The 23,290-nt window shown below is 70.7% G+C and carries 24 protein-coding genes; 10 read left to right on the top strand and 14 right to left on the bottom strand.

Annotation, left to right across the window (positions count from 1 at the left end; all coding sequences use genetic code 11):
* Positions 1–7: 7 nt before the first annotated feature.
* Together Q1V88_RS06895 and Q1V88_RS06890 are read left to right on the top strand one after the other, a co-directional pair.
* Positions 8–1,750: a bifunctional 3-(3-hydroxy-phenyl)propionate/3-hydroxycinnamic acid hydroxylase gene (locus Q1V88_RS06895; RefSeq protein WP_300679713.1), complete on the top strand. Its 1,743-nt coding sequence runs from the start codon at positions 8–10 to the stop codon at positions 1,748–1,750.
* Positions 1,747–2,688, top strand: a complete 942-nt coding sequence (locus Q1V88_RS06890) for a 3-carboxyethylcatechol 2,3-dioxygenase (protein WP_300679711.1) — start codon at positions 1,747–1,749, stop codon at positions 2,686–2,688. The genes Q1V88_RS06895 and Q1V88_RS06890 overlap by 4 nt, the downstream gene beginning before the upstream one ends.
* Before the next feature lie 67 nt (positions 2,689–2,755).
* Here Q1V88_RS06890 and Q1V88_RS06885 read toward each other — a convergent pair whose 3' ends face one another.
* Positions 2,756–3,334: an XRE family transcriptional regulator gene (locus tag Q1V88_RS06885; protein ID WP_300679709.1), complete on the bottom strand. Its 579-nt coding sequence runs from the start codon at positions 3,332–3,334 to the stop codon at positions 2,756–2,758.
* 99 nt (positions 3,335–3,433) lie between these two features.
* Between Q1V88_RS06885 and Q1V88_RS06880 the strand changes: the two genes are divergently transcribed.
* Positions 3,434–4,327, top strand: coding sequence for an IclR family transcriptional regulator (locus Q1V88_RS06880; RefSeq protein WP_300679707.1), 894 nt, complete (start codon positions 3,434–3,436; stop codon positions 4,325–4,327).
* Between the two features lie 118 nt (positions 4,328–4,445).
* Here the strand turns inward: Q1V88_RS06880 and Q1V88_RS06875 are convergent, their stop codons facing one another.
* Genes Q1V88_RS06875 through Q1V88_RS06840 form a run of 8 tightly spaced genes read right to left on the bottom strand, consistent with a single transcriptional unit; the run spans position 4,446 to position 11,755 of the window.
* Complete coding sequence (locus tag Q1V88_RS06875) at positions 4,446–4,808, bottom strand: hypothetical protein (RefSeq protein WP_300679706.1); 363 nt, start codon at positions 4,806–4,808, stop codon at positions 4,446–4,448.
* Positions 4,805–6,355 carry an AMP-binding protein gene (locus Q1V88_RS06870; RefSeq protein WP_300679703.1) on the bottom strand — a complete coding sequence of 517 codons (1,551 nt, stop codon included), beginning with the start codon at positions 6,353–6,355 and terminating at the stop codon, positions 4,805–4,807. The genes Q1V88_RS06875 and Q1V88_RS06870 overlap by 4 nt, the downstream gene beginning before the upstream one ends.
* Positions 6,352–7,230, bottom strand: coding sequence for an SDR family NAD(P)-dependent oxidoreductase (locus Q1V88_RS06865; RefSeq protein ID WP_300679701.1), 879 nt, complete (start codon positions 7,228–7,230; stop codon positions 6,352–6,354). Before Q1V88_RS06865 ends, Q1V88_RS06870 begins: the two co-directional genes overlap by 4 nt.
* Positions 7,227–8,090: an alpha/beta fold hydrolase gene (locus Q1V88_RS06860; protein ID WP_300679699.1), complete on the bottom strand. Its 864-nt coding sequence runs from the start codon at positions 8,088–8,090 to the stop codon at positions 7,227–7,229. Before Q1V88_RS06860 ends, Q1V88_RS06865 begins: the two co-directional genes overlap by 4 nt.
* A gap of 42 nt (positions 8,091–8,132) precedes the next feature.
* Positions 8,133–8,741, bottom strand: coding sequence for a 3-phenylpropionate/cinnamic acid dioxygenase subunit beta (locus Q1V88_RS06855; protein WP_300679696.1), 609 nt, complete (start codon positions 8,739–8,741; stop codon positions 8,133–8,135).
* Between the two features lie 25 nt (positions 8,742–8,766).
* Positions 8,767–10,065, bottom strand: coding sequence for an FAD-dependent oxidoreductase (locus Q1V88_RS06850; RefSeq protein WP_300679694.1), 1,299 nt, complete (start codon positions 10,063–10,065; stop codon positions 8,767–8,769).
* On the bottom strand, positions 10,058–10,411 hold the full coding sequence (locus Q1V88_RS06845; RefSeq protein WP_300679691.1) for a non-heme iron oxygenase ferredoxin subunit: 354 nt from the start codon (positions 10,409–10,411) through the stop codon (positions 10,058–10,060). The genes Q1V88_RS06850 and Q1V88_RS06845 overlap by 8 nt, the downstream gene beginning before the upstream one ends.
* Positions 10,412–10,429: 18 nt before the next feature.
* Entirely contained in the window at positions 10,430–11,755 is a 1,326-nt protein-coding gene (locus tag Q1V88_RS06840; RefSeq protein ID WP_300679689.1) for an aromatic ring-hydroxylating dioxygenase subunit alpha, read from the bottom strand.
* Between the two features lie 100 nt (positions 11,756–11,855).
* Between Q1V88_RS06840 and Q1V88_RS06835 the strand changes: the two genes are divergently transcribed.
* The 5 genes from Q1V88_RS06835 to Q1V88_RS06815 all read left to right on the top strand — a co-directional run bounded on the left by Q1V88_RS06835 (position 11,856) and on the right by Q1V88_RS06815 (position 16,740).
* The gene (locus Q1V88_RS06835; RefSeq protein ID WP_300679686.1) at positions 11,856–12,875 is read left to right on the top strand and encodes a zinc-binding dehydrogenase; all 1,020 of its coding nucleotides are present in this window, start codon (positions 11,856–11,858) and stop codon (positions 12,873–12,875) included.
* Complete coding sequence (locus tag Q1V88_RS06830) at positions 12,872–13,822, top strand: 3-carboxyethylcatechol 2,3-dioxygenase (RefSeq protein WP_300679682.1); 951 nt, start codon at positions 12,872–12,874, stop codon at positions 13,820–13,822. Before Q1V88_RS06835 ends, Q1V88_RS06830 begins: the two co-directional genes overlap by 4 nt.
* A gap of 172 nt (positions 13,823–13,994) precedes the next feature.
* Positions 13,995–15,356: an FAD-dependent oxidoreductase gene (locus Q1V88_RS06825; RefSeq protein ID WP_300679680.1), complete on the top strand. Its 1,362-nt coding sequence runs from the start codon at positions 13,995–13,997 to the stop codon at positions 15,354–15,356.
* A gap of 165 nt (positions 15,357–15,521) precedes the next feature.
* Complete coding sequence (locus tag Q1V88_RS06820; protein ID WP_300679677.1) at positions 15,522–16,076, top strand: SigE family RNA polymerase sigma factor; 555 nt, start codon at positions 15,522–15,524, stop codon at positions 16,074–16,076.
* Position 16,077: 1 nt separating this feature from the next.
* A complete protein-coding gene (locus Q1V88_RS06815; RefSeq protein ID WP_300679674.1) occupies positions 16,078–16,740 on the top strand; it encodes a hypothetical protein in 663 nt (220 codons plus the stop codon).
* 101 nt (positions 16,741–16,841) lie between these two features.
* Here the strand turns inward: Q1V88_RS06815 and Q1V88_RS06810 are convergent, their stop codons facing one another.
* Complete coding sequence (locus Q1V88_RS06810; RefSeq protein WP_300679671.1) at positions 16,842–17,912, bottom strand: ABC transporter permease; 1,071 nt, start codon at positions 17,910–17,912, stop codon at positions 16,842–16,844.
* A gap of 96 nt (positions 17,913–18,008) precedes the next feature.
* On the opposite strand from Q1V88_RS06810, the gene Q1V88_RS06805 reads away from it, so the two are divergent.
* The gene (locus Q1V88_RS06805; RefSeq protein WP_300679669.1) at positions 18,009–18,590 is read left to right on the top strand and encodes a TetR/AcrR family transcriptional regulator; all 582 of its coding nucleotides are present in this window, start codon (positions 18,009–18,011) and stop codon (positions 18,588–18,590) included.
* 68 nt (positions 18,591–18,658) lie between these two features.
* Here Q1V88_RS06805 and Q1V88_RS06800 read toward each other — a convergent pair whose 3' ends face one another.
* The gene (locus Q1V88_RS06800) at positions 18,659–19,711 is read right to left on the bottom strand and encodes a biotin/lipoate A/B protein ligase family protein (RefSeq protein ID WP_300679665.1); all 1,053 of its coding nucleotides are present in this window, start codon (positions 19,709–19,711) and stop codon (positions 18,659–18,661) included.
* Between the two features lie 68 nt (positions 19,712–19,779).
* Between Q1V88_RS06800 and Q1V88_RS06795 the strand changes: the two genes are divergently transcribed.
* Positions 19,780–20,106, top strand: coding sequence for a hypothetical protein (locus Q1V88_RS06795; RefSeq protein WP_300679662.1), 327 nt, complete (start codon positions 19,780–19,782; stop codon positions 20,104–20,106).
* Here the strand turns inward: Q1V88_RS06795 and Q1V88_RS06790 are convergent.
* Genes Q1V88_RS06790 through Q1V88_RS06780 form a run of 3 tightly spaced genes read right to left on the bottom strand, consistent with a single transcriptional unit; the run spans position 20,090 to position 23,270 of the window.
* On the bottom strand, positions 20,090–21,301 hold the full coding sequence (locus tag Q1V88_RS06790) for an ABC transporter permease (RefSeq protein ID WP_300679659.1): 1,212 nt from the start codon (positions 21,299–21,301) through the stop codon (positions 20,090–20,092). The genes Q1V88_RS06795 and Q1V88_RS06790 overlap by 17 nt on opposite strands.
* Positions 21,301–22,002: an ABC transporter ATP-binding protein gene (locus Q1V88_RS06785; protein ID WP_300679657.1), complete on the bottom strand. Its 702-nt coding sequence runs from the start codon at positions 22,000–22,002 to the stop codon at positions 21,301–21,303. The genes Q1V88_RS06790 and Q1V88_RS06785 overlap by 1 nt, the downstream gene beginning before the upstream one ends.
* Positions 21,999–23,270 carry a peptidoglycan-binding domain-containing protein gene (locus Q1V88_RS06780; protein WP_300679654.1) on the bottom strand — a complete coding sequence of 424 codons (1,272 nt, stop codon included), beginning with the start codon at positions 23,268–23,270 and terminating at the stop codon, positions 21,999–22,001. Before Q1V88_RS06780 ends, Q1V88_RS06785 begins: the two co-directional genes overlap by 4 nt.
* Positions 23,271–23,290 lie beyond the last annotated feature (20 nt).

Here is a 23,290-nt window from a genome sequence, read left to right as displayed (position 1 = left end):
GGCGACCGTGACATACCCGGAACTCGACGGTGGCGAACCCGGAACTCGCGCGGGGGAAACCCGGACGTCGCTGGACACTGACGTCCTCGTCATCGGTGCCGGCCCGGTCGGCCTCACCCTGGCCAACCTGATCGGCACCCGCGGCCACCGCGCCCTGGTGCTGGAGGCCCGCTCCGAGCTGATCGACTACCCCCGGGGCGTCGGCCTGGACGACGAGGCGATCCGCACCCTGGCCACCGCCGGCCTGTGGAGCGAGATCGAGCAGTTCACCGTGCCGCACCACGTCGTACGCCTGGTCAACGGCACCGGCCAGGTGCTGGCCACGAACGACCCGCAGACCCAGGAGTTCGGCTACCCGCGTAAGCACGGCTTCATCCAGCCCCTGGTCGACCGCGAGCTGGCCGCCGGCCTGGACCGGTTCGACGGCACCGAGCTGCGCTTCGGCCACCGGGTGGTCGACCTGACCGACCACGGCACCCACGTCACCGCGACCGCCGAGCTGGTTGCCCCCGACGGCACCGTGAGCGGCACCGAGACCTTCACCGCGCGCTACGTGGTCGGCTGCGAGGGCGGTAGCTCGCCGACCCGCAAGTGGATGGGCGTCGAGTTCGAGGGCAAGTCCCCCTCGACCCGCTGGGTCGTCTTCGACGTCGAGAACGACCCGATCGGGGCCCCCAACGTCTACCTCGGCGCGGATCCGCGTCGCCCGTACGTCTCCATCGGACTGCCGCAGGGGATCCGGCGCTGGGAGTTCATGCTGCACGACGACGAGGACAGCGCGCTGGTCGAGGACGCCGACTTCCGGCGCTCGCTGCTGGAGCGGTTCGTGCCCGACCCCGACAGCCTGGAGATCATCAACCAGCGGGTCTTCACCCACCACGGCCGGGTCGCGTCGAGCTTCCGCAAGGGCAACGTCTTCATCGCCGGCGACGCCGCCCACCTGATGCCGGTCTGGCTCGGCCAGGGCTGGAACTCCGGGATGCGCGACGCCACCAACCTGGCCTGGAAGCTCACCGCCGTGCTGGCCGGCGACGCCGAGGACGCGCTGCTCGACACCTACACCGCCGAGCGCTACCAGCACGTCGCCGACATGATCGACGTCAACATGGCCGCCGGCACGATCATGAAGATGGGCCGCTTCGGCGGCAAGGTCCGCGACGTCTCCGCCTCGGCGCTCAACCTGCTGCCGAAGGCGAAGTCGTACTTCACCGAGCTCCGCTTCAAGCCGATGCCGCGCTACGCCGCCGGCGTCGTCGTCGACCAGGTCACGCTCACCCCGGGCACGGCCGAGGCCGGCTTCAAGAAGTCCCGCTTCGCCCCGTTCGTGGACTCGGCCGGCGAGACCTCGCCAGTGGGCCTGCAGTTCATCCAGCCGCGGGTCAACGTCGACGAGCGCCGTGACGTGCTCCTCGACGAGGTCACCGGCGACTGGTGGACGCTGGCCACCTGGGGCACCGACCCCACGGCGTACCTCACTGCCGACGACCTCGAGCTGGTCCGGCGCCACCGGATCCGCCTGGTCTCCTTCATGCCCGAGACCCAGCGCCACTGGGCCGAGAAGAAGTACGCCGACTCCGCCGCCCCGGTGACGGTCGTCGGCGACACCTCGGGCGCTCTCAAGCGCTGGTTCGACGTCCGCGCCTGCGGCCTGGTCGTGCTCCGACCCGACCACTTCATCGCCGCCGCGGCGCTGACCCAGCAGTCCTCGGCCACGCTGGCCGCCGTCCGAGAAGCAGGTGCCCTGCGATGACCCTCGCTCTGGTCACGATGTCCCACAGCCCGTTGCTGGAGTTCAACGACCCCGCACCGGAGATCAAGGCGGAGGTCGACGGTGCGTTCGCCACCGCGCGTGCCTTCGTCGCCGACTACCAGCCCACGCTGGTGGTCTCCTTCGCTCCGGACCACTACAACGGCTTCTTCTACGACCTGATGCCGCCGTTCTGCATCGGCTACCAGGCCGAAGGGGTCGGTGACTACAACACCACCGAGGGCCCCCTCGACGTGCCCACCTCGATCTCCGAGGCGATGGCCGAATGGGTCGCCGAGCGCGACCTCGACATCGCCATCTCCCGGAAGATGGAGGTCGACCACGGCGCGATCCAGCCGCTGGAGATCCTCTTCGACGGGATCGACACGGTGCCGACCATCCCGGTCTTCGTCAACGGCGTCGCCAAGCCGTTCGTGAAGATGTCGCGGGTGCGCAAGCTCGGCGAGGCGATCGGCTCCTTCCTGGCCACGCTACCCGACGAGCGGGTGCTGGTGATCGGCTCGGGCGGTCTCTCCCACGACCCGCCGGTGCCGCAGTGGGCCACCGCGACCGAGCCGCAGCGGGCGCTGCTGCTCAACGGCCGCCACCCCACCGCCGAGGCCCGCGACGCCCGCCAGCAGAACGTGATCCGCACCGGTAAGGCGTTCGCCGCCGGCACCGCGACGATCAAGGACATCAACCCCGAGTGGGACCAGGCCCTGATGGCGGTCCTCGCCTCGGGCGACCTGAGCCCGATCGACGCGATGAACCCGGCCCAGATGACCGAGGAGGCGGGGAACTCCTCGCACGAGGTCCGCACCTGGGTGGCGGCCTTCTCCGCGCTCGCCGCCGCTGGTCCGTACGACGTCACCTCGACGTACTACCGCCCGATCCGCGAGTACATCGCCGGGTTCGGCGTCATGACGGCCGTGTCGCGCTGAGCCGATCCGAGCCTGATCGAACGGGACGGTGGTCGATCGACCATCGTCCCGTTCGGCGTTCGAAGGGCTACCTGCTCCCGGGCCGGGTCTGGCGCAGCTGCGGCTCGGAACTGACGATCACAGCGGTGGCACGCTCGGTGAGCGCCGCCAGCACATGCGGCACGTCGGCCGGGTACCGCGCGAAGTCGCCCGGACCGAGGTCCACGGGCTCACGCACCGGCCCTACCCGGACCCGGCCGGTGACGACGTACAGGTGATGCAGGGTGCCGGGTACGTGGCTGTCGACCACGCCCGGCTTCTCCGAGGTCCGCTCCAGACGGGTGAGCAGGGTGCGGATGTAGCCCGAGCCGTAGACCTCCGACATCAGCCGCTCGGTCCAGATCTGATGGTCGACCCATTCGGCATCGTCACGGCGCTGCACGAAGACCGGTGTCCCCCACTCGGTGAGCAGACGGCGCATCGAGACGTCCAGCGCCCGGGCGAGCAGGGCCAACGTGTCCACCGTGGGGTTGCCGCCACCGGCCTCGATGGTCGAAAGCGTCTGCTTCGACAGACCCGCCGAGCGCGCCAGCTCCGACATGGTGAGGCCGCGCTCGGCCCGGAATCGCTTGATGTTGCGGGCGACGAGCTGCTGATGGTCACTCATCGCGCTGCTCCCCGACCCTCTCCACCTCTCCCACGACGTCCATTATGTTGGACTCGTGTCTCCTTGAACAGACCCTGGGGCGGGGCGGACACTCGAACGGTGACGTCCGACACCGCGCTTCGAGAGCGCTCCGCGCCCTCGTCGGCGACGGAGCGGACAGGGGCGCCAGAGGCGACAGGGCCCGCGGCGACGGACCAGGTCGGCTCCGCCCGTGACGACCGCGCCGCGGTCGACAAGGCGATCAGCCTGCTGGTGGCCTTCGGCGACCAGTCGGCCACCGGCGTGGGCGTCAGCGAGCTCGCCCGCCGCGCCCAGCTGTCCAAGTCGACCGCCTTCCGGGTGCTCCAGATGCTGGAGCGCAACGGCGTCGTCGAGCGCCTCGGCACCAGCTACCGGCTGGGCACCCGGCTCGCCGAGCTCGGCCGCTCGGTCTACGCCGCCGACCACGATCGGCTCCGCGACCAGCTCACCCCGTTCGTCACCGACCTCTACGAGGCCACCCACGAGACCGTCCACCTCGCCGCGCTGCACGGCACCGACGTGGTCTACCTGACCAAGCTGTTCGGGCACCGGCACGTGAAGAGCCCGACCCGGGTGGGCGGTCGGGTGCCGGCGTACGCGACGGCGGTCGGCAAGGCCCTGCTCGCCTTCGACCCGCACGGTCTCGAGCTCACCCTGGCCCGCCAGATCGTCAGGTTCACCACCGCGACGGTGCCCGACCACGACCGGCTCCAGGAGCAGCTGATCGCGGTCCGCTCCACCGGCATCGCGCGGGAGGACGAGGAGGTCGTCCCCGGCCTCGCCTGCCTGGCCGCCCCGGTCTTCGGCCCGAACGGCATCGCCGTCGCAGCGATCTCGGTCAGCGTCCCGGCCGGTCGGCTCGACCAGGCCCGGCTGGAGCCGCTGCTGCGCCAGATCGCGTCCTCGGCGAGCCACGCGCTGAGCACGGCCCGCCCGGTCGGGCGCGGCCGAGCCCGCACCCTCGCGCTCTGATCGACGCCGGGTGGTGAACCCGGAACTCGACGGTGGCGAACCCGGAAGTCGGCGGTGGCGAACCCGGAAGTCGACGGTGGCGAACCCGGAAGTGGGCGGTGGTGAACCCGGAAGTCGGTCAGGTGGGGACGCGGTCCAGGTCCATGTCGACCTGCGTCACCCAGCCCGGCTCGCGGACCAGGAGGGAGAGCTCCAGGCCCGGCAGGTCGACGTCGACGACGTACCGGAATCCGGCCTGCTCGGCGGCGCCGATCACCTCCAGGTCGCCGGCCGGAGCGGCGAAGACGACCTTGCGGATCGTCGGGTCGGCGGCGAGGACGGCGTCGGACTCGGTCCGCAGCACCCCCGCCAGCCCACCGGCGGGGACGGCTGCCAGGTCGAGGCGGAGCTCGACGTCGTGCTTCGACGCCGGGTACGTCGACCCGAGCCGCCCCACCAACGTCGGCTCCACCACCACACCGAAGCCGTCCCGGCCGGTCATGACACCAGCCCCCGGATGGCGACCTTGTCGAGCTTGCCCGAGGCGTTGCGCGGCACGGCCGGCACGATGCTGAGCCGGCGCGGCAGCTTGTAGCGGGCCAGCCCGGAGGCGGCGAACTCCCGGACGTGCTCCAGGGTCAGCTCGTCGGCGTCGGGGGTCAGCGCGACCACCGCGACGACGGTCTCGCCCCACTGCGCGTCGGCGGTGCCGATCACGGCCACGTCGGCGACGCCGGGCATCGCCGAGAGCACCCGCTCGACCTCGGCCGGGTACACGTTCTCGCCGCCGGAGATGATCATGTCCTTGAGCCGGTCGACGATGTAGAGGTAGCCGTCGGTGTCGAGGTAGCCGATGTCACCGGAGTGGAACCAGCCCGCCTCGTCGAAGGCCGCAGCCGTCGCCTCGGGGTTGTTCCAGTAGCCCGGGGTGACGTTCGGACCGCGGACGATCACCTCGCCCGGCACACCCGGCTCGGCCTCCTCCTCGGTCGCGGCGTCGATCACGCGGACCTCGGTGTAGGGCATCGGGATCCCGGCCGAGCCGACCTTGGTCAGGGTCATCTCGGCGGGCAGGTGGGTGGCGAACGGCGCGGTCTCGGTCAGCCCCCAGGCCTGCTGCAGCAGGACGTCGTGGGCGGCGAACTCGGCGATCAGGGCGGGCGGCACCGGGGCACCGGCGACGACGACCGAGCGCAGCGCGCTGAAGTCGGTCTCGAAGACGTGCGGCACGTGGGCCACCGCGTTGAGCATGGCCGGCACCACGAACATGGTGTTGACCTTGAACTCGACCAGGTCGGCCAGGAATCGCTCCGGGTCGAACGTGCGGGCCACCACCACGGTGCCGCCGCGCACGATCATCCGCAGCGCGAAGGAGTTGAGCGCGCCGATGTGGAACAGCGGGGCGCCGGCGTACGTCACGTCGCCACGACGCGCGTCGAGCCGGGTGTCGACGTTGACCGAGTTCCACCAGATGTTGCCGTGGGTCAGCACGACGCCCTTCGGCAGACCGGTGGTGCCCGAGGTGAAGAGCAGCGCGGCGGGGTCGTCGAAGCCGCGGTCGATCACGGTCGCCATCGGCTCGGCGGCCGCGATCAGACCCGAGGTCCCCTCCCAGCCGTCGTGCTCGGCCGGAGCCGGCACCGACGGGTCGTCGTCGACCAGGAGGAAGCGACGCAGCGCGGTCTGGCCGGCGACGTGGTCGATCAGCTCGCGGTGCCCCTCCTCGGCCACCACGGCGATCGCGCCGGAGCGCTCCAGGACCGCCTGCAGCTCGGGACCGGCGAGACGGAAGTTCACCGGCACGTAGATCGCGCCGAGCCGGAACGCGGCCAGCATGGTGAGCACGAACGACGACGAGTTCAGGCCGACGTAGGCGACCCGGTCACCGGTGCCGAGGCCACCCTCGGCCAGCACGGTGGCCAGCCGCGCGGCGCGGTCGTCGAGCTCGGCGTAGGTCAGGTCGCCGCCCTCGTAGCGCAGCACCAGGTCGTCACCGAAGTACTGAGCGTTGGTGGCGACCGCGGCAGCGGGGTTGATGTTGACCGTCATGCGTTCTCTCCCGTGACTGACGTGTCGGCCGTGTCGGCGTTGACGAGATCGGACAGATGGTCCCCACCGGCGGGCGAGGCGAAGCCACGCACACCGATGCCACCATCGGCGGAGATCACCTCACCGGTGATCACCGAGGCCTGGCGCGAGGCCAGCAGGACGTACGGCGCCACGAACTCCCCCGGGTCGGTGGAGCTGTCGTGCAGCGGGATGACCGCCTTGGAGCCGGCGTTCTTGGCGAACGAGGCCCCGATCGAGCGGGTCTCCAGACCGACGGCGGCGGGGCCGCGCAGGTCGGTGTTCATCCCGCCCGGCGCGACGCCGTTGACCCTGACGCTGGGCGCCAGCTCGTAGGCGAGCTCGCGGACCAGGCCGAGGGCGGCGTGCTTGGCCGCGGTGTAGACCGGGCCGCCGCCGTTGACGTAGAAGGAGGCGTTCGACAGCGTCATCACGATCGAGCCACGGGTCTTGACCAGCTCACGCCAGGCCGCCTCGGCCGAGAGCAGGTAGCCCTTGACGTTGATGCTCATCAGCTCGTCGAAGAGTGCCCCGAGCTCGGCCCCGGACAGCCGGGTGAGCTGGCGCTGGAAGTCCCAGATGCCGGCGTTGGCGACCAGCGTGTCGAGCTTCCCGAACCGCTCCACGCAGGCGTCCACCGCGGCGTGCAGCGCCTCGGTGTCGCGTACGTCGGCCACCGCGGCCATCCACCGCGACGGGTCGGGCTGGGCCGCGATGGTCTCCTCGAGCTGGGTGGCGTCGTGCCCGACGATCACCACCGACGCGCCCTCGGCGACGTACCGCTCGGCGACCTTGCGGCCCAGCCCCGAGCCGCCGCCGGTGATCAGGGCGACGTCGCCCTCGAGCCAGCCGGTCATGACCGGGCGCCGAAGGTGGTGACGAGGTGCTCGAACTCGGCCTGGCGCTCGAGCTGGACCCAGTGCCCGCAGGTGCCGAAGACGTGCAGCTGGACGTCGCGGATGTACTTGAGCATCATCTGCGACCCCTCCAGCGTGATGGTGCGGTCGTCGCGGCCCCACAGCAGCAGCGTCGGCGCCTTGATCTTGTGCAGCTGCATCCACAGCGGGTCCATCCCGCGACGCTTCGCGAAGTGGTCGTTGAGCCGGTGGTAGAACTCGATGTGGGACTCCTCCAGCGACGCCTCGTAGCGCGCCTGGGCGGTCTCGGCCCACTTCTTCGGCTGCGCGGTCATCACGCCGATGAAGGACTTCATCTTCTTCAGCGTCGGACCCTCGCCGTTGTAGTACTTCCACATCTCCTTCTGGCCCTCGGTCGGGGTCGGGCCGAAGGGCAGCCAGCCGCCGCCGGGCGCCATCAGGACGAGGCGGGAGACGCGCTCGGGGTGCTGCTGCGCGATCGCGATCGCGGCGGCGCCGCCGAGGCTGTTGCCGAGCAGGACGAAGCTGTCGACGCCGAGACCGTCGAGCGCGGCGATGGTGGCGTTGACGTGGATCTGGGTGATCGACTCGGCGTCGAGCTGCTCCTGAGTCGGCCGCACCGAGCCGCCGAAGCCGGGGGCGTCGGGCAGGATCACGCGGAAGACCTGGGTCAGGGCCGGCAGGTTGTGCTCGTAGTTGGCCAGGCCCGAGGCGCCCGGCCCCCCGCCGTGCAGCATCACCAGCACCGGGGCATCGGGTCCTGCAGTGGGGGCGGCAGCGGCGTCGTGCAGGACGACCTCGCCGTACGTCGTGGCGACGGTGTGCTGGGTGATGGTCACGTGATGCTCTTTCAGGATCGAGGTTCAGCTCGGGAGAGGGGCTCAGAAGAAGGTCGAGATGTTCTTCGACGCCAGCACGTTGACGTCGAGCAGGATCTCGCGGCGCGCCACCTGGAGACGGCCGGTGGTGGCGCCCTCGGGCGAGGGCAGTCGGCGGAGCACGTCGGTGCGCTGGCCGGCGAAGAGGTTCTCCTCGCGCTGGAGCCGGGTGCGGTAGACCAGGAAGTTCGACTTCACCACCAGGTCGTCGGCGCTGAACCCCTCGTTGAGGGCCGGGTCGGCGTGCCGGACCCGCACGTTGGTGACCAGGTGCCGGGTGCGCGAGGGCGGGTCCTCGGCCCAGGCCATCCCGGAGTCGAACCGGCGGATCCGCCAGGCCAGGGACTCACGGGTCTCGTCGTAGAACGCCGCCTCGCCGCGGGCGGCGATGGACAGCCCCTGCTGGCGACGCAGCCGGTTGGTCCGGGTCGGCATCCAGTAGTCGAGGTCCTCGGCGAGCAGGTCGAGCCAGTCGACGTAGCGGCCGTCGTCGAGGAGCTCGGCCTCCTCGTAGTAGAACTGCTCGACCTCGAAGTGCAGGTCACGATCGGCACGCTGTCCGGCCCGGCCGTCGGAGGCGGTGTCGGGCTCGTCGATCACGGAGTGGGTCATGGGTCTCTCCCTCGTGCTCTCGGTCTCAGCCGCGCAGCAGGGCGCGGAGGTTGGCGTTCGGGTCGGCCAGCTGGGCGGGGTCGACGGCGGTGCCGCGATCGATCAGGCGCCGGGCGGCACGGACGGCGTTGGGGTCGTCGACCGCCGCGCAGCCGAGCACCCGGACCCGGCCCTCGGCGTCGGTCGGGGTGAGGGTCCACAGCGAGAAGCCGGGGCCCTCGTCCACGGTCGGCTCGCCGCGGCGCAGCACCTGGTGCTCGGCGTCGGCGGCCCGCATCACACCGACGCCCTCGACGTGGCGGTGGTAGCGGTCGGACCAGAACCAGGAGGCGGCGTCGAGGGAGGCAGCGGCGGGGACGGCAGTGCCGAGCAGCGTCGCCGCCGCCCGCTGGCCGTCACGCTGAGCGGCCTCCCAGTGCTCGGTCCGGCCGTGGTCGCGCAGCCGGGCGATGTCGCCGATGGCCAGCACCCGGGGGTGCGAGGTGACCTGGCCGGCGTCGACCAGGACACCCCGGTCGACCTCCAGACCGGCGGCCTCGGCCAGGGCGGTGTCGGGGGTGATCCCGACACCGACCAGCACCACGTCGAACTCGCGGCCCGGCTCGGTGCCGGTCTCCCCGGCGAGCTGGGCGACGATCCCGGTGGGACCCTCCTGGAGGGCCTCCAGGGTGGTGGCGACGGTCTCGACGCCGGCGACGGCGTGCTGGTCGTGCAGCCAGCGGGCCAGGTCCGGCCCGACCGCGGCGGCGATCGGCGGGTCGACGGGGTCGACCAGGACCACGTCGGCACCGAGCTCGCGGGCCGTCGAGGCGGTCTCGGCCCCGATCAGGCCGGCACCGACGATCAGGGCACGGGCGCCGGGCACCAGCAGGGCGCGCAGCGCGTCGGCGTCGGCGAACGTGCGCAGCACGTGCACCCGCGGCGAGTCGATCCCCGGAATCCGGGGGACGATCGCCCGTCCGCCGGTGGCCAGCACGATCCGGTCGCCGGTCAGGGTGGTGACCGCGCCGTCGCGGGACACGGTCACGGTCCCGGCCTCGGGGTCGATCGCGGTCACGTCGGCGTCGGTGATCAGGTCGATCCGGTGCTCGGCGTACCAGCCGGGCTGCTGCAGGGCGAGGTCCTCGACGTCGCACTCACCGGCCAGGTACGCCTTGGACAGCGGCGGGCGGTCGTAGGGGAACGCCGCCCGGTCGATGAGCACGAGCTCGCCGTCGTACCCGCCCGCACGCAGCGCGGCGAGGGTGGAGACGCCGCCGATGCCACCGCCGACGACGAGGATCCGACCGACGGTCCCCGCGGCGGGGCCGGTCACCTCACTCACCGGAGGTCTCACCGGGCTTCTCGCCCGGGAACAGGTAGACCTCGCCGTCACGGACCTCGACCCGGTGGGCGACGGTGTCCTTGGTCGCCGGCAGGCCCTCGACCGCACCGGTCTTGAGGCAGAACCGCGAGGAGTGCAGCGGGCACTCGACGTGACCGTCCTCGACCCAGCCCTCGGCCAGCGAGGCGATCTCGTGGGTGCAGGTGTCGTTGAGGGCGAAGACCTCGCCGTCCTCGTCCCGGAGGAGGGCGATGTTGTCCTCGGTGCCGGTCACCGAGGCGTCGATGGCGATGCCCTCGCCCTCGGGGATCTCATCGAGGGCTGCGACGCGAATACCAGCGGTCATGGGTGGTGCTCCTGTTTCTCAGTGGTTCTCGTGCCACGCGGGCGTGTTCATCTGGCGCTGCCAGGCGGCGTAGAACGCCCGTCCGGCGGAGTCGGAGTAGAGCTCCGACGTGGTGCCCGGGTAGACACCGTCCTCGCTGTCCCGGCCCAGCCCCATCTGATAGTTCAGCGGGACCGAGTTGGTCACGAAGCCGTGCGAGATCGCCTGGATCTCCGACCAGTTCTCGCCGTCGTCCTGCTCGAAGATGCCCGAGGGACCGAAGGTGCGCAGGTTGTAGAGGCGCTGGGCCTCCTTGACCTCCGCGGGCCACGACCTGTCCACGATCGTCCAGGCCCAGACCTCCATCTGGTCAGGACCCTTGGGGTGCCAGATCCGGATCGAGCCGTTGACCGGCAGGTAGGAGAAGTTCGGGAAGACGGTGGCGTGACCGTTGGTCAGCGGCCCCTCGACCCGGGCGTCGCCCAGACGCTCGCGCAGCGCGTCGTAGTCAACGTGCTGGTGGACGGTGCGGGCGTCGAAGCGGTTCTTGGGGTGCACCGGGAAGCCGGCGCCGTGGCCGGCCTCGTTGTGGAACTGGCGACCGGTGCGGTGCACGATCTCGTCCTTGGGGCCCTTGCCGGTCGGGCTCATCACCATCAGCGCCGAGGCGTGGGACATGTTGACGTGGTACCAGTCGGTGCCGAACTGCTCGGCGGCCAGCTTCCAGTTCCCCTCCAGCACCCACTTGTGCACGCCGCCGATGACCTCGGTGCCCTCGTCGTCGTGGTCGAGCATCGCGTCCATGTACCAGGCCATCTCGCCGAGCGCCTCGCGCAGCGGGACCGGGTCCGGGTTCCAGGTGCCGAAGATCAGGCCGTGGAAGGTCTCGATGTGGGGCACCTGCACCAGGCCCCAGTCGGCCATCGAGAAGCTCTCCGGGTACGTCGCCTGGTTCGGAGCCGACACCAGCTCGCCGTCCAGGTCGAAGGACCAGCCGTGGTAGCTGCAGGTGAAGTTCTTGGTCTGGCCGTAGTCGGCACGGCAGACCCGGGCGCCGCGGTGGCGGCACGAGTTCAGGAACGCCTTGATCTCGCGCTTCTTGTTCAGCGAGACGATCACCGGGTCCTCACCCATGTACGTGGTGAAGAAGTCGCCGGGCTTCTTGAACTGGTCCTCGTGGGCCAGGAAGAGCCAGCTCGGCGCGAAGACGCGGCGCAGCTCCTGCTGGTAGAGCTGCCTGTCGGTGAAGATGGCGCGGTCGACGTACCCGTTGTCCGCGTCGACCAGGCCAGAGACGTCCATCGGACGGAAGAGCTCGGCGGGGCGCTTCAGCTCGCCGCTCGGAGCGCTGGGTGTCGTCGTCATAGGTTCGACTCTCGGGTCACGCAGGGGCCCTGACAATGCCGTGTGCCGTTGTCCGGAACGGTCGCTGGAGAGCGTCGCCGGAGCCGACGACAGTCGACCCATGCTGACCGCAACCGCCGTCTCCCAGAGTGCCACCGACCCCCTGGCCGGCCTCGAGCTCCGCACGGTGCCCACCCCCGAGGTGCCCGCCGGCTGGTCCCGGGTGAGGATCGTCGCGTCCTCCCTGAACATGCACGACGTCTGGACGCTGCGCGGCGTCGGCCATCCGGCCGAGCTGCTGCCCCGGATCATCGGCTGCGACGCCGCGGGCTACGACGCCGAGGGGAACCGGGTGATCGTCTACCCCGTGATCGGCTCCCCCGACCGTGGCTTCGGCGACGAAACGATGGACCCGCAGCGCTCCCTGCTCTCGGAGGGGTACGACGGCGCCTTCGCCGAGTACGTCGTGGTGCCGACCCGCAACGTGGTGCCGCTGCCCGACGAGATCTCCTTCGACGAGGCCGCCTGTCTCCCGGTCGCGTGGGGGACGGCGTACCGGATGCTCTTCACCCAGGCCGGGCTCCAGGCGGGCCAGCGGGTGCTGGTCCAGGGCGCCGGCGGCGGGGTCGCCTCGGCCGCGATCAAGCTGGCCCTGGCGGCCGGGGCGACCGTCTACGCGACGTCGCGCTCGGCCTCCAAGCGGGCGCTGGCCGAGTCCTGGGGCGCGCACGCCGTCGAGACCGGCGGCCGGCTGCCGGAGAAGGTCGACATTGTGATCGAGACCGTCGGCGAGGCCACCTGGGCGCACTCGCTCAAGTGCCTGCGCCCGGGCGGCACGCTGGTCGTGGCCGGCGCCACCTCGGGCTACAACCCGCCCGCCGACCTGGGCCGGGTCTTCTTCCAGCAGCAGCGCATCATCGGCTCGACCGGCTGCACGCTGGTGGAGTTCCAGGCGCTGCTGCGGATGCTGGTCGCCACCGGCGTACGGCCGACGATCGACCGCACCTTCGACCTGGACCAGATCCATGACGCCTTCCGGCTCATGATCGCCGGCGACCTCGCCGGGAAGATCGTGATCCACCCACCGCACGACCACGACGGCACCGACCACCACACCGAGACGAACGGAGCAACGGCATGAGCACCGCCCAGGCGGCCACCAGCGCAGTGGTGGGACTGTCCCACTCACCCCTGATCGGGAAGAACGACCCGGCACCGGAGGTGCTGGCCCGGGTGGAGGCCGCCGTCGCCGAGGCGAAGGCCTTCGTCACAGAGTTCGCCCCGGACCTGGTCGTGCTCTTCCACCCCGACCACTACAACGGCTTCTTCTACAAGGAGATGCCGCCGTTCTGCCTGGCCACGGCCGCCACCTCGATCGGCGACTTCGACTCGACCCCGGGTGAGCTGTCGGTGCCGACCGAGCTGGCCAACCGGATCGCCCAGGGCGTCCTGGACCGCGGCATCGACCTCACCGTCTCGGCCCGCCAGACGGTCGACCACGGTGCCGTCCAGCCCCTGGAGGTGCTCTTCGGCGGCCTGGACACCGTCCCGGTGATCCCGGTCTTCATCAACGGCGTCGCCACCCCGCTCGGGCCGCTGTCGCGGATCCGGGCGCTGGGCGAGGCGATCGGCGCGGTCTGTGCCGATCTCGACCTGCGGGTGCTCTTCCTGGCCTCGGGCGGGCTCTCGCACGACCCGCCGGTGCCGGTGCTCGAGGGTGCGCCGCCGCGGGTGGCCGACGCCCTGATCGAGGGGATCGCGCCGACGCCGGAGCAGCGTGCCCGCGGCGAGCAGCGGGTGGTCGACGCCGGGCGGGCCTACGCCGCCGGCGAGGCCTCGATGATCCCGATCAACCCGGAGTGGGACAACGACCTGCTCGACCTGCTCGCCGAGGGGACGCTGGCCGACGTGGACGGCTGGACCGTGGAGTGGATGAACGAGCACGGCGGCCACTCCTCGCACGAGGTACGCACCTGGATCGCGGCGTTCTCCGCCCTGGCCGCGTCGGGGCCGTACGCGATGACGAGCCGGTTCTACGAGGCGATCCCGGAGTGGATCGCCGGGTTCGCGGTGGCGACCGCGCAGTAGCCCACGTCGCCCGGCTCGCCGTCCTGACCGGCGTCCTGACTGGCGTCCTGACGGTGGCCCGCAGCGTCTCATGCTTCGGGCCGCCGTCTCACGCCTCAGCCGCCGAATCGGCGGGTGAGGCGATCCTTATTACGCTGGGTGGGTAGATCTTCCTTGAAAGGCTGGACCTCAAGTGCGTCCCATTCGCGTTGCCGTGGTCGGTGGTGGCCCCGCCGGCATCTACGCCGCTGACATTCTGACCCGTGAGTACGAGGGTGCGTCGGTCGACGTGATCGAGCGCCTGCCCGCGCCGTACGGCCTGGTCCGCTACGGCGTCGCACCGGACCACCCGCGGATCAAGGAGATCATCAAGGCCCTGCGCCGGGTGCTCGACAACGACCGGATCCGCTTCTTCGGCAACGTCAACTTCGGTGCCGACCTCAAGCTGGACGACCTCAAGCGGTACTACGACGCGGTGATCTTCTCCACCGGCGCGATGGCCGACCGCGACCTGAACGTCCCCGGCGAGGACCTGGACGGCTCCTACGGCGCCGCCGACTTCGTCTCCTGGTACGCCGGTCACCCCGACGTTCCGCGGGACTGGCCGCTGACCGCGCAGTCCGTCGCCGTCCTGGGCGCGGGCAACGTCGGCCTCGACGTCGCCCGGATGCTGGCCAAGCCGGCCGACGAGCAGCTGGTCACCGAGATCGCCGACAACGTCTACCAGGGCCTCAAGGCCAACCAGGCCACCGAGGTCCACGTCTTCGCCCGACGCGGCCCGGCCCACATCAAGTTCTCCCCGATGGAGCTGCGCGAGCTCTCGCACAGCCCGTCGGTCGACGTGATCGTCGAGGAGGAGGGCTTCCAGATCGACGACGCCGGCCAGGCCGAGATCTCGGGCGCCAAGTCCGTGAAGCTCGTCGTCGACACCCTGCTGAAGTACCTCGAGGCCGAGCCGACCGGCGCGCCGCACAAGATCGTCATCCACATGATGCAGAACCCCGTCGAGATCCTCGGCGAGGACGGCAAGGTCGTGGCGATCCGCACCGAGCGCACCGAGTACCAGGGCGACGGCTCGGTCAAGGGCACCGGCGAGTTCGTCGACACCCCGGTCCAGGCCGTCTACCGCGCGATCGGCTACCTCTCCTCGCCGGTGGCCGACGTGCCGTTCGACGACCGCAAGGGTGTCATCCCGAACGCCGGCGGTCGGGTGCTGAGCGAGGTCGAGGGCGAGCAGGTCCCCGGCGTCTACGTCACCGGCTGGATCAAGCGCGGACCGGTCGGCCTGATCGGCCACACCAAGTCCGACGCCAAGGAGACGGTCGACCACCTGCTGGCCGACCTCGACTCCCTCCCCGCCCCCGAGGTCACCGACCCGGCCGGCATCGTGGAGCACCTCACCGCCCGCGGCGTGGAGTTCACCACCGAGGAGGGCTGGGGCAAGCTGGAGGAGCACGAGCGGGCCCTCGGCGCCGCCGCCAGCACCGACGAGCTGACCCGCGAGCGGGTCAAGGTCGTGCCGCGCGAGGAGATGATCGCGATCTCCCGCGCCTGAGCGCACTCCGCGCTCAGACGCATCGCTCCTCAGGGGCCCGCTCCGTGTCGGAGCGGGCCCCTGAGGCGTTTACTGGGCACCGCAGGGACGCGATGCAACCTCCCGAGCCCGAGGTCACGTTGTACGGGTGCGGAGGCACCGAGCCACCGCGACGAGGAGGGCAGCGTGAAGAAGAGCGATGAACACGAGTTCGTCCAGTTCGTCCGTCTGCATCGCGGCGAGCTGGTCCGTTGGGGGACCCAGCTCACCGTCGGAGACGGGCATCATGCCGAGGACCTCGTGCAGCAGACCCTGACCCAGCTGTACCGGCGCTGGGGTCGCGCCCGGGCCAACCCGGTCCCCTATGCACGGCGCACCCTGGTCAACGCGTTCATCGATCACCGGCGGCGGGCCAGCACCCGCCGCGAGATCACCACCGACGCGCTCCCCGAGCGCGCGGTCACCGATCCGGTGACGGCCGATGAGACGCTCGACGCCGCGTTACGAGCACTGCCGCCCCGGATGCGGGCGGTCGTGACGTTGCGCTACGTCGAGGATCTCAGCGTCACCGAGACCGCCCAGCTCCTGGGCTGCTCGGAGGGCAACGTGAAGAGCCAGTCCAGCAGGGCACTGGAGAAGCTGCGCACGCTCCTCGGTCCGACCGCCGCTCCCGGGTCCTCGGGCCCGATCGCCGACACCGCGTCGGCTCCTCTTCCGATCTCCCGTTGGGAAGGAAACTGACATGTCCGACGATCTGCTCACCCAGTTGCGCAGCCGTGGCGGCACCACCACGACCACGGCGGCCGACGAGTCCCTCGTCATGGCCGACCTCACCCGGGGCCGCCGTGCCGTGCGGCGCACCCACTACCGCCGTGCGGTCGGGGCGCTCGGCGTCCTCACCGTGGGTGGCGTCTTCGCCACCGCGGCCCTGAACAGCACGCCGCGCGACGTACCCCAGGCGAACCCGAGCCCGGCCATCTCCACGCCGGCCACCTCCGGGGTCCGCCTGGTCGCCTACACCGGCGCCCAGCCCGAGGGCTTCCACCTCACCACCGTGCCCGAGGGGTTCCGGGTGATCGGCTCGACCAGCGACTCCCTGGTCCTGGCCGGGCCCGGCGACTCCGGCGCCCACCCGGACGAGTTCACCGATCGCGTGACGATCATGCTCGCCTCGAAGGACGCCCCCACCAGCCACACCGGCACCGCGGTGACGGTCGGCCAGCACCACGGCGTGATCTGGCAGACCGCCGACAGCGACGGCACCCGGGTGCTCTCCTACACCGACGCCCAGGGTCACCCGGTCGACGTGCAGGTCTGGAACACGATCAAGCTGAGCGACGCGCAGCTGGTCGAGATGGCTTCCGGGATCACCGTCACCGACCAGGCGGTCCAGGGCGTGGGCTGAGCGCAAGGGGAAACGTCGGCATCTCCTTCTCGGGAGAGATGCCGACGTTTCTCCGTGCGGTCAGTCGATGCTCGCGGTCGAGGCCGACAGCGGTACGCCGCTCAGGCGCGGTGTGCGCCGGGGTGCTGCTCCAGGTCCGCATCCATCTCGCGGTCCCGTGCCTCGTTGCGCCGGGCGAGCAGGAGTGAGGCGCCGTAGGTGACGACCGCTCCGACGACGGCGTACGCCACGATCAGCCAGATGTCGCCGGCGGCACCGTGCCCGCCGAAGTAGACGATCTCGCGCAGGGCGCTGGTGCCGGCGCCGTTAGGCAGCCACTCCCCGATGCCGCGCCACAGACCGGGCAGCAGCTCGTACTGGTAGGCGCCGCCCGCGCTCGGGTTGCCGAGCACCACGAAGAGCAGGACGGTCAGGCCGATGCCGACGGTGCCGGCCAGCACCTCCAGGGCCATCGTGATGGTCGCGCTGGACAGGACCAGGAGCGTGCCGACGCCGGTCAGGGCCCAGAAGTGGCCGGTCAGCGCGCCGAGCCACGGGTCGACGACCAGGGCGCCGGTCAGCCCGGAGGCCAGGGCGTAGGGCACCATCGCGCCGAGCCGGATCAGGGCGCGGCGCGGGGTCGCGGGCCGCGAGCCCTTGGCCACGCCGAGCAGGGCGGCCACCAGGTAGCCGCCGACCAGCCAGCCGATCACGAGGTAGAAACCACTCATCCCGCGGGCGTCGCCGCTCTGCAGCGGCACCACGTCGGTGGTGGTAAAGGTGCGCTGCTGCTGGGTCTCGGTCGCGGTGGCGATCTGGGTGACGGCGGTCTCCAGGGCCGCGCCGCGGGCGGTGGCGACGAGCAGGGTGTCCTGGGTCGAGGTGGGGTCGACGACGAGCGCGGCGACCAGGTCACCGCGCTGGATCTGGGCCTTCGCATCGGCCTCCGACGAGATCACCCGTGCCGCCAGCGGCTTGCCGTCGGCGGCGTTGAGCTTGTCGCGCAGCGCGGTGGCCTGCTGGGCGGGGGCGACGACGCCGACGTCGATCTGGTGCGCCTTCGGGGCGTGGAAGGCGCCGACGTACGAGAAGATGAAGGCGATCTGGACGAACAGCACGCCCAGCACCAGCCCGACGGTCCGCACCGAGATGGCGTCTTTGAGTTCATCGAGGAAGCGAGGCTTCTGGGTCATCACCACTCCAATTACGCTACTGCGAGTATCGTTAGTGTCAGAGTACGTCTGAGGACACCCTGTCAGCCAAACCGTCGATCACGCGAGAGGCATGAGATGGCACACACCCCCGCCGCCGGCCCCGGCAGCTCCGGCCTCACCGGGCGAGCCGGGCGGCCGCGACGCGACGTGACCGCGAACGCGCACCGCGCCTGCGTCGACCTCGTCCGTCGCCAGGGGTACGCCGGCACCACCCTGGACCAGATCGCCGCGGCGGCCGGGGTGGCCAAGACGACGCTCTACCGACGCTGGGACTCCAAGGCCGCCCTCGTGCTGGACGCGCTGGTCGGCGTGCTCGGGGAGCCGCCGGTCCAGGGCGAGGACCGCGACGCCGGTCTGCGCACTGCCGTGGCATGGCTGGCCGGGCGGATCGCCGACGACGCCGTGCACCCGCTGCTGGCGGCGCTGGTCGCCGAGGCCAGCCGGGACGCGGACCTGCGGGCGGCGCTGCGGGCAGCGATCCGGGAGCCGTTCGAGGCCCGGATCACCGCGGCCTGGTCACTGGATCCGGACTCCATAGACCTGGCCTTCGACGTCGCCGTGGGAGCTCTGCTGCACCGCGCCGCCCTGACCGGGGCGGTCGACGACGCGACGGTGCAGGCGATCGCGGAGGTGGCAGTCTCCCTGGCCCGAACTTGAGGAAAGTAACGGCGCGTGGGGTTACTTTCCCCAAGGTCACCGGGCCTGCAGGGTTACTTTCCCCAAGTTCACGGGATGCGGTGCAGCCACTCCGGGGTGGCGAACTTCGAGGTCACCAGGGCCTCGGCCTCGGCCAGCGTCGCCGCGTCGATCGGCACGGTGCGCAGCCCGTAGGAGCTACGGAACTCCTCCACCAGCGCGTCGACGACGGCAGCCCGCTCCAGGCCGGTCTGGGCACGCATCGGGTCGACCCGCTTGGCGGCGGACTTGGTGCCCTTGTCCGACATCTTCTCCCGGCCGATCCGGAGCACCTCGAGCATCTTGTTCGCGTCGATGTCGTAGGCCATCGTGACGTGGTGCAGGACCGCACCGGCGGCCAGCCGCTTCTGCGCGGCCCCGCCGATCTTGCCCTGCGGTGAGGCGATGTCGTTGAGTGAGACGTAGCTGGCATCGACCCCCAGGCCGCGCAGACCGCGCAGCACCCAGGCGTCGAGGAACGCATAGGACTCCGCGAAGCTCTGCCCGGCGACCAGGGTGTCGGGGACGTAGAGCGAGTACGTGATCGTGTTGCCCGGCTCGACGAACATCGCGCCACCGCCGGAGATCCGACGCACCACGGAGATGTCGTGCGCGGCCGCGGCCTCCAGGTCCACCTCGTTGGCGACCGACTGGTAGGAGCCGATGATCACCGCGGACGAGGCCCAGTCCCAGATCCGCAGGGACGGCTTGCGACGACCATCGGCGACCTGGCGGGCCAGCACCTCGTCGACCGCCATCTGCATCAGCGGCTCCAACGGGCCGGCGTCGACCAACTCGAACTCGTGGTCGTCCCAGGTGGTCGCGCGCCCCAGCGCCCGGAACACCGTCAGCGCCACGTCACGCGGCGCGAAGCCGAACATGACCGCCTCGCCACGGGCCGCCTCCACCAGCGCGGTGACCTGGTCGAACGACGTCTCGACACTGATCCCCTCCAGCGCCGCACGGATGTCGTCCAGCGCCTCGTCGGGCTCCAGGAAGAAGTCTCCCGAGACCACCACGTCGACCAGTCGGCCATCCTCGACCGAACCATCCACCCGCACCAGCTTGCCGCCCGGGACCTTGCGCTCACCACTGACCTTCACATCTGTCCAAGGCGCGAGCCGACCCAAATATGCCCAGACGCCGCTCGGGGAGGCGTCAGGATCAGGCCATGTCACCCGTCGCGACCAGCGTGCACGCCGCCCGCACCGCAGGGATCGCCATCGTCCGCACGCTCCATCGCCTGAGCGTCGAGATCGACGCCCCCCTGCCGGACGGCCCGGTCCTGTTCGTTGCCAACCACGGTTTCGGCAGCCTCTTCGACCTCACCGTGTACGCCGCTTTCGCCGCGATCGACGACCTGCGCCCCGGCCGGGGCCGACCGTCCTGGTCATTCCTAGCGGGGTCGTGGGCGGTTCCCACCACTCCGCCACCGTCACAAACTTCTGCATCACGCCCAGGTCGATGTTCACGGCAGTCCCTCAAGTCCCGGATCTGAGCGCCTCCGCGGGATCGAGCTTCGCTGCCTTCAGCGCGGGGTAGATTCCCGCAATGAGCCCGGTGATGGCCCCCAAGGCAGGGCCGACCACGAGGAGCCACGGCGGAACCACGGCCGACCACCCTCGCTGGATGGACATGGCGATCACCAGCAGGACGCCGACCAAGGACCCGGCCAATCCGCCCAGCGACCCGATCAGCACGGATTCGCCCAAGAACTGCGCGACGACATGGCGTCTTCGCGCTCCTAGAGCGCGCCGCAGGCCGATCTCGCCGACCCTCTCCAGCACGGAGATGAAGGCTGTATTGGCGATGCCGACCATCCCGACGACAAGGCACACCGCCGCCAGCAGATAGAAGAGGGTGGTCAGGCTGCTGTTCACCGACTGGCGCAGTGTGCGCGGGTCGGGGGGAGCGACCGCGCCGAAGGCGGCCGGGTTTGCCGGATCGACCGCGATCGGCAACTGACGGGCGACGACTTGTGCTGCGCCGGGCTTGACCTCCACCCACACCTTGGCCGGTGACTCAGGTTCTGGCTGGCCGAACTCCGTCACTGCTGTGGCAAGCGGGAGAACGACCGCCCCCAACAATTCGGGGTGCCGCTGGGTGTCAGCGAGGATTCCGACCACGGTGAACGGCGTTCCGTTCACAAAGACGGCCGGGCGCGTGTCGAGCCGGCTGATGCCGAGGTCGCGGGCCGGGCCAGGGCCGATCAGCGCGACTCGGGCGGAGGTCGATTCGGCGAATCCGTCGTAGAACCGTCCTTTCTCGAGGGTGATGCCTGCTTCCCGGAGCGCCGATGGGGAGAGGGCTAGGACCTGGCTACCGGTCGATACGACCGAGGTGGCCCCCGACGGGCCGGCGGAAACCGTGCTGACGCCCGGCACCTCCCAGTTCAGGCCGGCCTGTCGAACGCCCGCGACCGCACGTATCCTCGCCTCGACGTCGGCAGGAAAGGCCATACTCCACACCCGCGCATCGACCTTCGGCTGCTGCGAGATGGTGACCTCGGTCGAGGTGAGAGCGTCGAAGCTCCGGTCAACCTGCTGCGTCACGGTCGCGGTCAGGCCGAGTACGACCACGACCACCCCGACGCCGAGCGCTGTGCTCAGCGCGCTCAGCAGACTTCGAAGGCGCTGCTCTTGGAGGCTGAGGACGACGTCGTCGACAAGGTCGAGGGCACGCACCTGGGCCATCAGGGGGCGCCGCCCGGCGTCACTGTCGCGACCCGTCCATCGGCGACCCGGAACTGTCGATCCCCCACGGCTGCGATCGCCGGATCATGGGTCACGACCACCAGTGCGATTGCTCGCGTGGCGAGGAGGCCTCTGAGGAGTTCGACGATGGCGGTGCCGTTGGCGGAGTCCAGGTTTCCGGTCGGCTCGTCGCACAAGAGTAGCCGCGGGGCACCGACGAGTGAACGTGCAATCGCTACGCGCTGTCGCTCACCGCCCGACAGCGTGCGGGCCGGTTGGTCTGCGCGACTGTCGAGTCCGACAGAGGTCAGCGCGTCCAGCGCGAGCTCCTGGCGGCGACGGCGTGGAAGCCCGCGGTAAAGCGTTCCCATCATGACGTTGTCCAGCACCGTTCGACGCGCCATCAGGTGGAAGGCCTGGAAGACGAAACCCAGGGTTTCGGCCCGCATCGCGCTCCGTTCGCGATCGCTCATGGCACCGGTGTCGGCGCCGTCCAGCAGGTAGGAGCCAGTGGTCGGGCGATAGAGCAGGCCCAAGATATTGAGCAGCGTCGACTTGCCTGACCCGCTCGCCCCCGAGATTGTGGTGAGCGAGCCGGCCGTGATCTCGAGGTCGACGTCCACGAGCGCAGGGACCTTGACGTCACGGTCGAAGACACGTCCGACACCGCGCAGACTCACGATCGGTGAGGCGGCTGTCATGATCCGCCGGTGCCGGCGTTGTCGCCACCGGTGTTGCCGAGCCCGACCTCGACCTGGTCCCCCTCATGCAGGCCGCCGTCGACGGGGCGGACCTGCACGTATCCGTCGCCGACGAAGCCCGCGATGATCTTGACCGTCCTGGCCGAGCCTCCGGCCTCGACGACCGACACCGAGGTGAGCCCGTCCGCCGTCTGAGTGACGGCACCCACCGGGACCGACAGACCGGAGTTGCCCGAGGTGGCGACCTGGACCTCGACGCGAACCTGATCCCCGATCCGTCCTCGACGGAACGGGTGATCCAACTCGACGGTCACGACCGTCTTGGCCACGCCGCCCGGGTCGTCGGCGGCCGGCCGAACCTTTGTCACCGAGGCCACCGCTCCGTGTCTCCGGGTTCCGGTCGTCGTGGTCACCCACGCCGCGTCGCCGACATGAACGCGGTCCTTGGATCCCCCGTCCTGAGCCTCACCGACGATTCGAACGGCCCCGCTTTCCAGCGTCGCCACCACGCTTGGAGCATCTGCGCCGGGGGAGATCGGGAGCGAGACCACGTCGGCCGGCAGATGCGGAACAAAGGCGATCGCACCCTGCGGGAGGTAGATGCTCGCTGCGGCTTCGGCGGCGGCCAACGCCGCCTGGGCGCTGGAGATCGCGGCCTCGGCCGCGTGACGCTGTTGATCGGAGTGGGCGGCTCGCACACTCCGACGAGCGACCTCGACCGCTTGTCTGGCCGAGGCCACCTGCTCGAGGCCGGTTCGGGGCACCTGGTAGCCGGCGCGGTCGAAAAGGATCGACACGGCGCTGGCCGTCCCTGCATCGAAGACGCCGGTCGGATCCCCATGGGTGCTGATACCGACAGCAGTGAGCCCTGCCTGCAACTGGCGTACGTCGGGCCCCGCGTCGCGGAGGGTCAGACTCCGGTAACTCGGGATGACGCCGGGCAGGATGAGGATCGGCTGCCCGTTCACCTCGGCGAGCGACTGGCCGGCAGTGACACGGCCGCCCTCCCGCGCCGACACCTTCGTCACAACCTGCCGGCCGGAACCCGCAGTGGCCTCGGGTGGGCGGATCGCGGTGCTCTCAGCGTGTTGCAGCGAGCCGTCGAACCGGACCGAGATCACGCCACGTTGGTGGCGCACGGGAGCCGTGATGACCGAAAGCGGCGGCGGTGCCGCGTCGGCAGCAGCCTGCGCCGGTGAGCGGACGAAGCGATGGGCAACCAGGCCCGTCGCGAAGGAGATAACGATCGCGGCAACGGCGAAGGCCACGAGCCGAACACTGGGCCGTC

It is taken from the genome of Nocardioides sp. (genome assembly GCF_030150155.1).
Classification (GTDB): Bacteria; Actinomycetota; Actinomycetes; order Propionibacteriales; family Nocardioidaceae; genus Nocardioides.
Note: the sequence above shows the minus strand (reverse complement) of the source record. Positions and strands in the feature narration are given on the sequence as shown.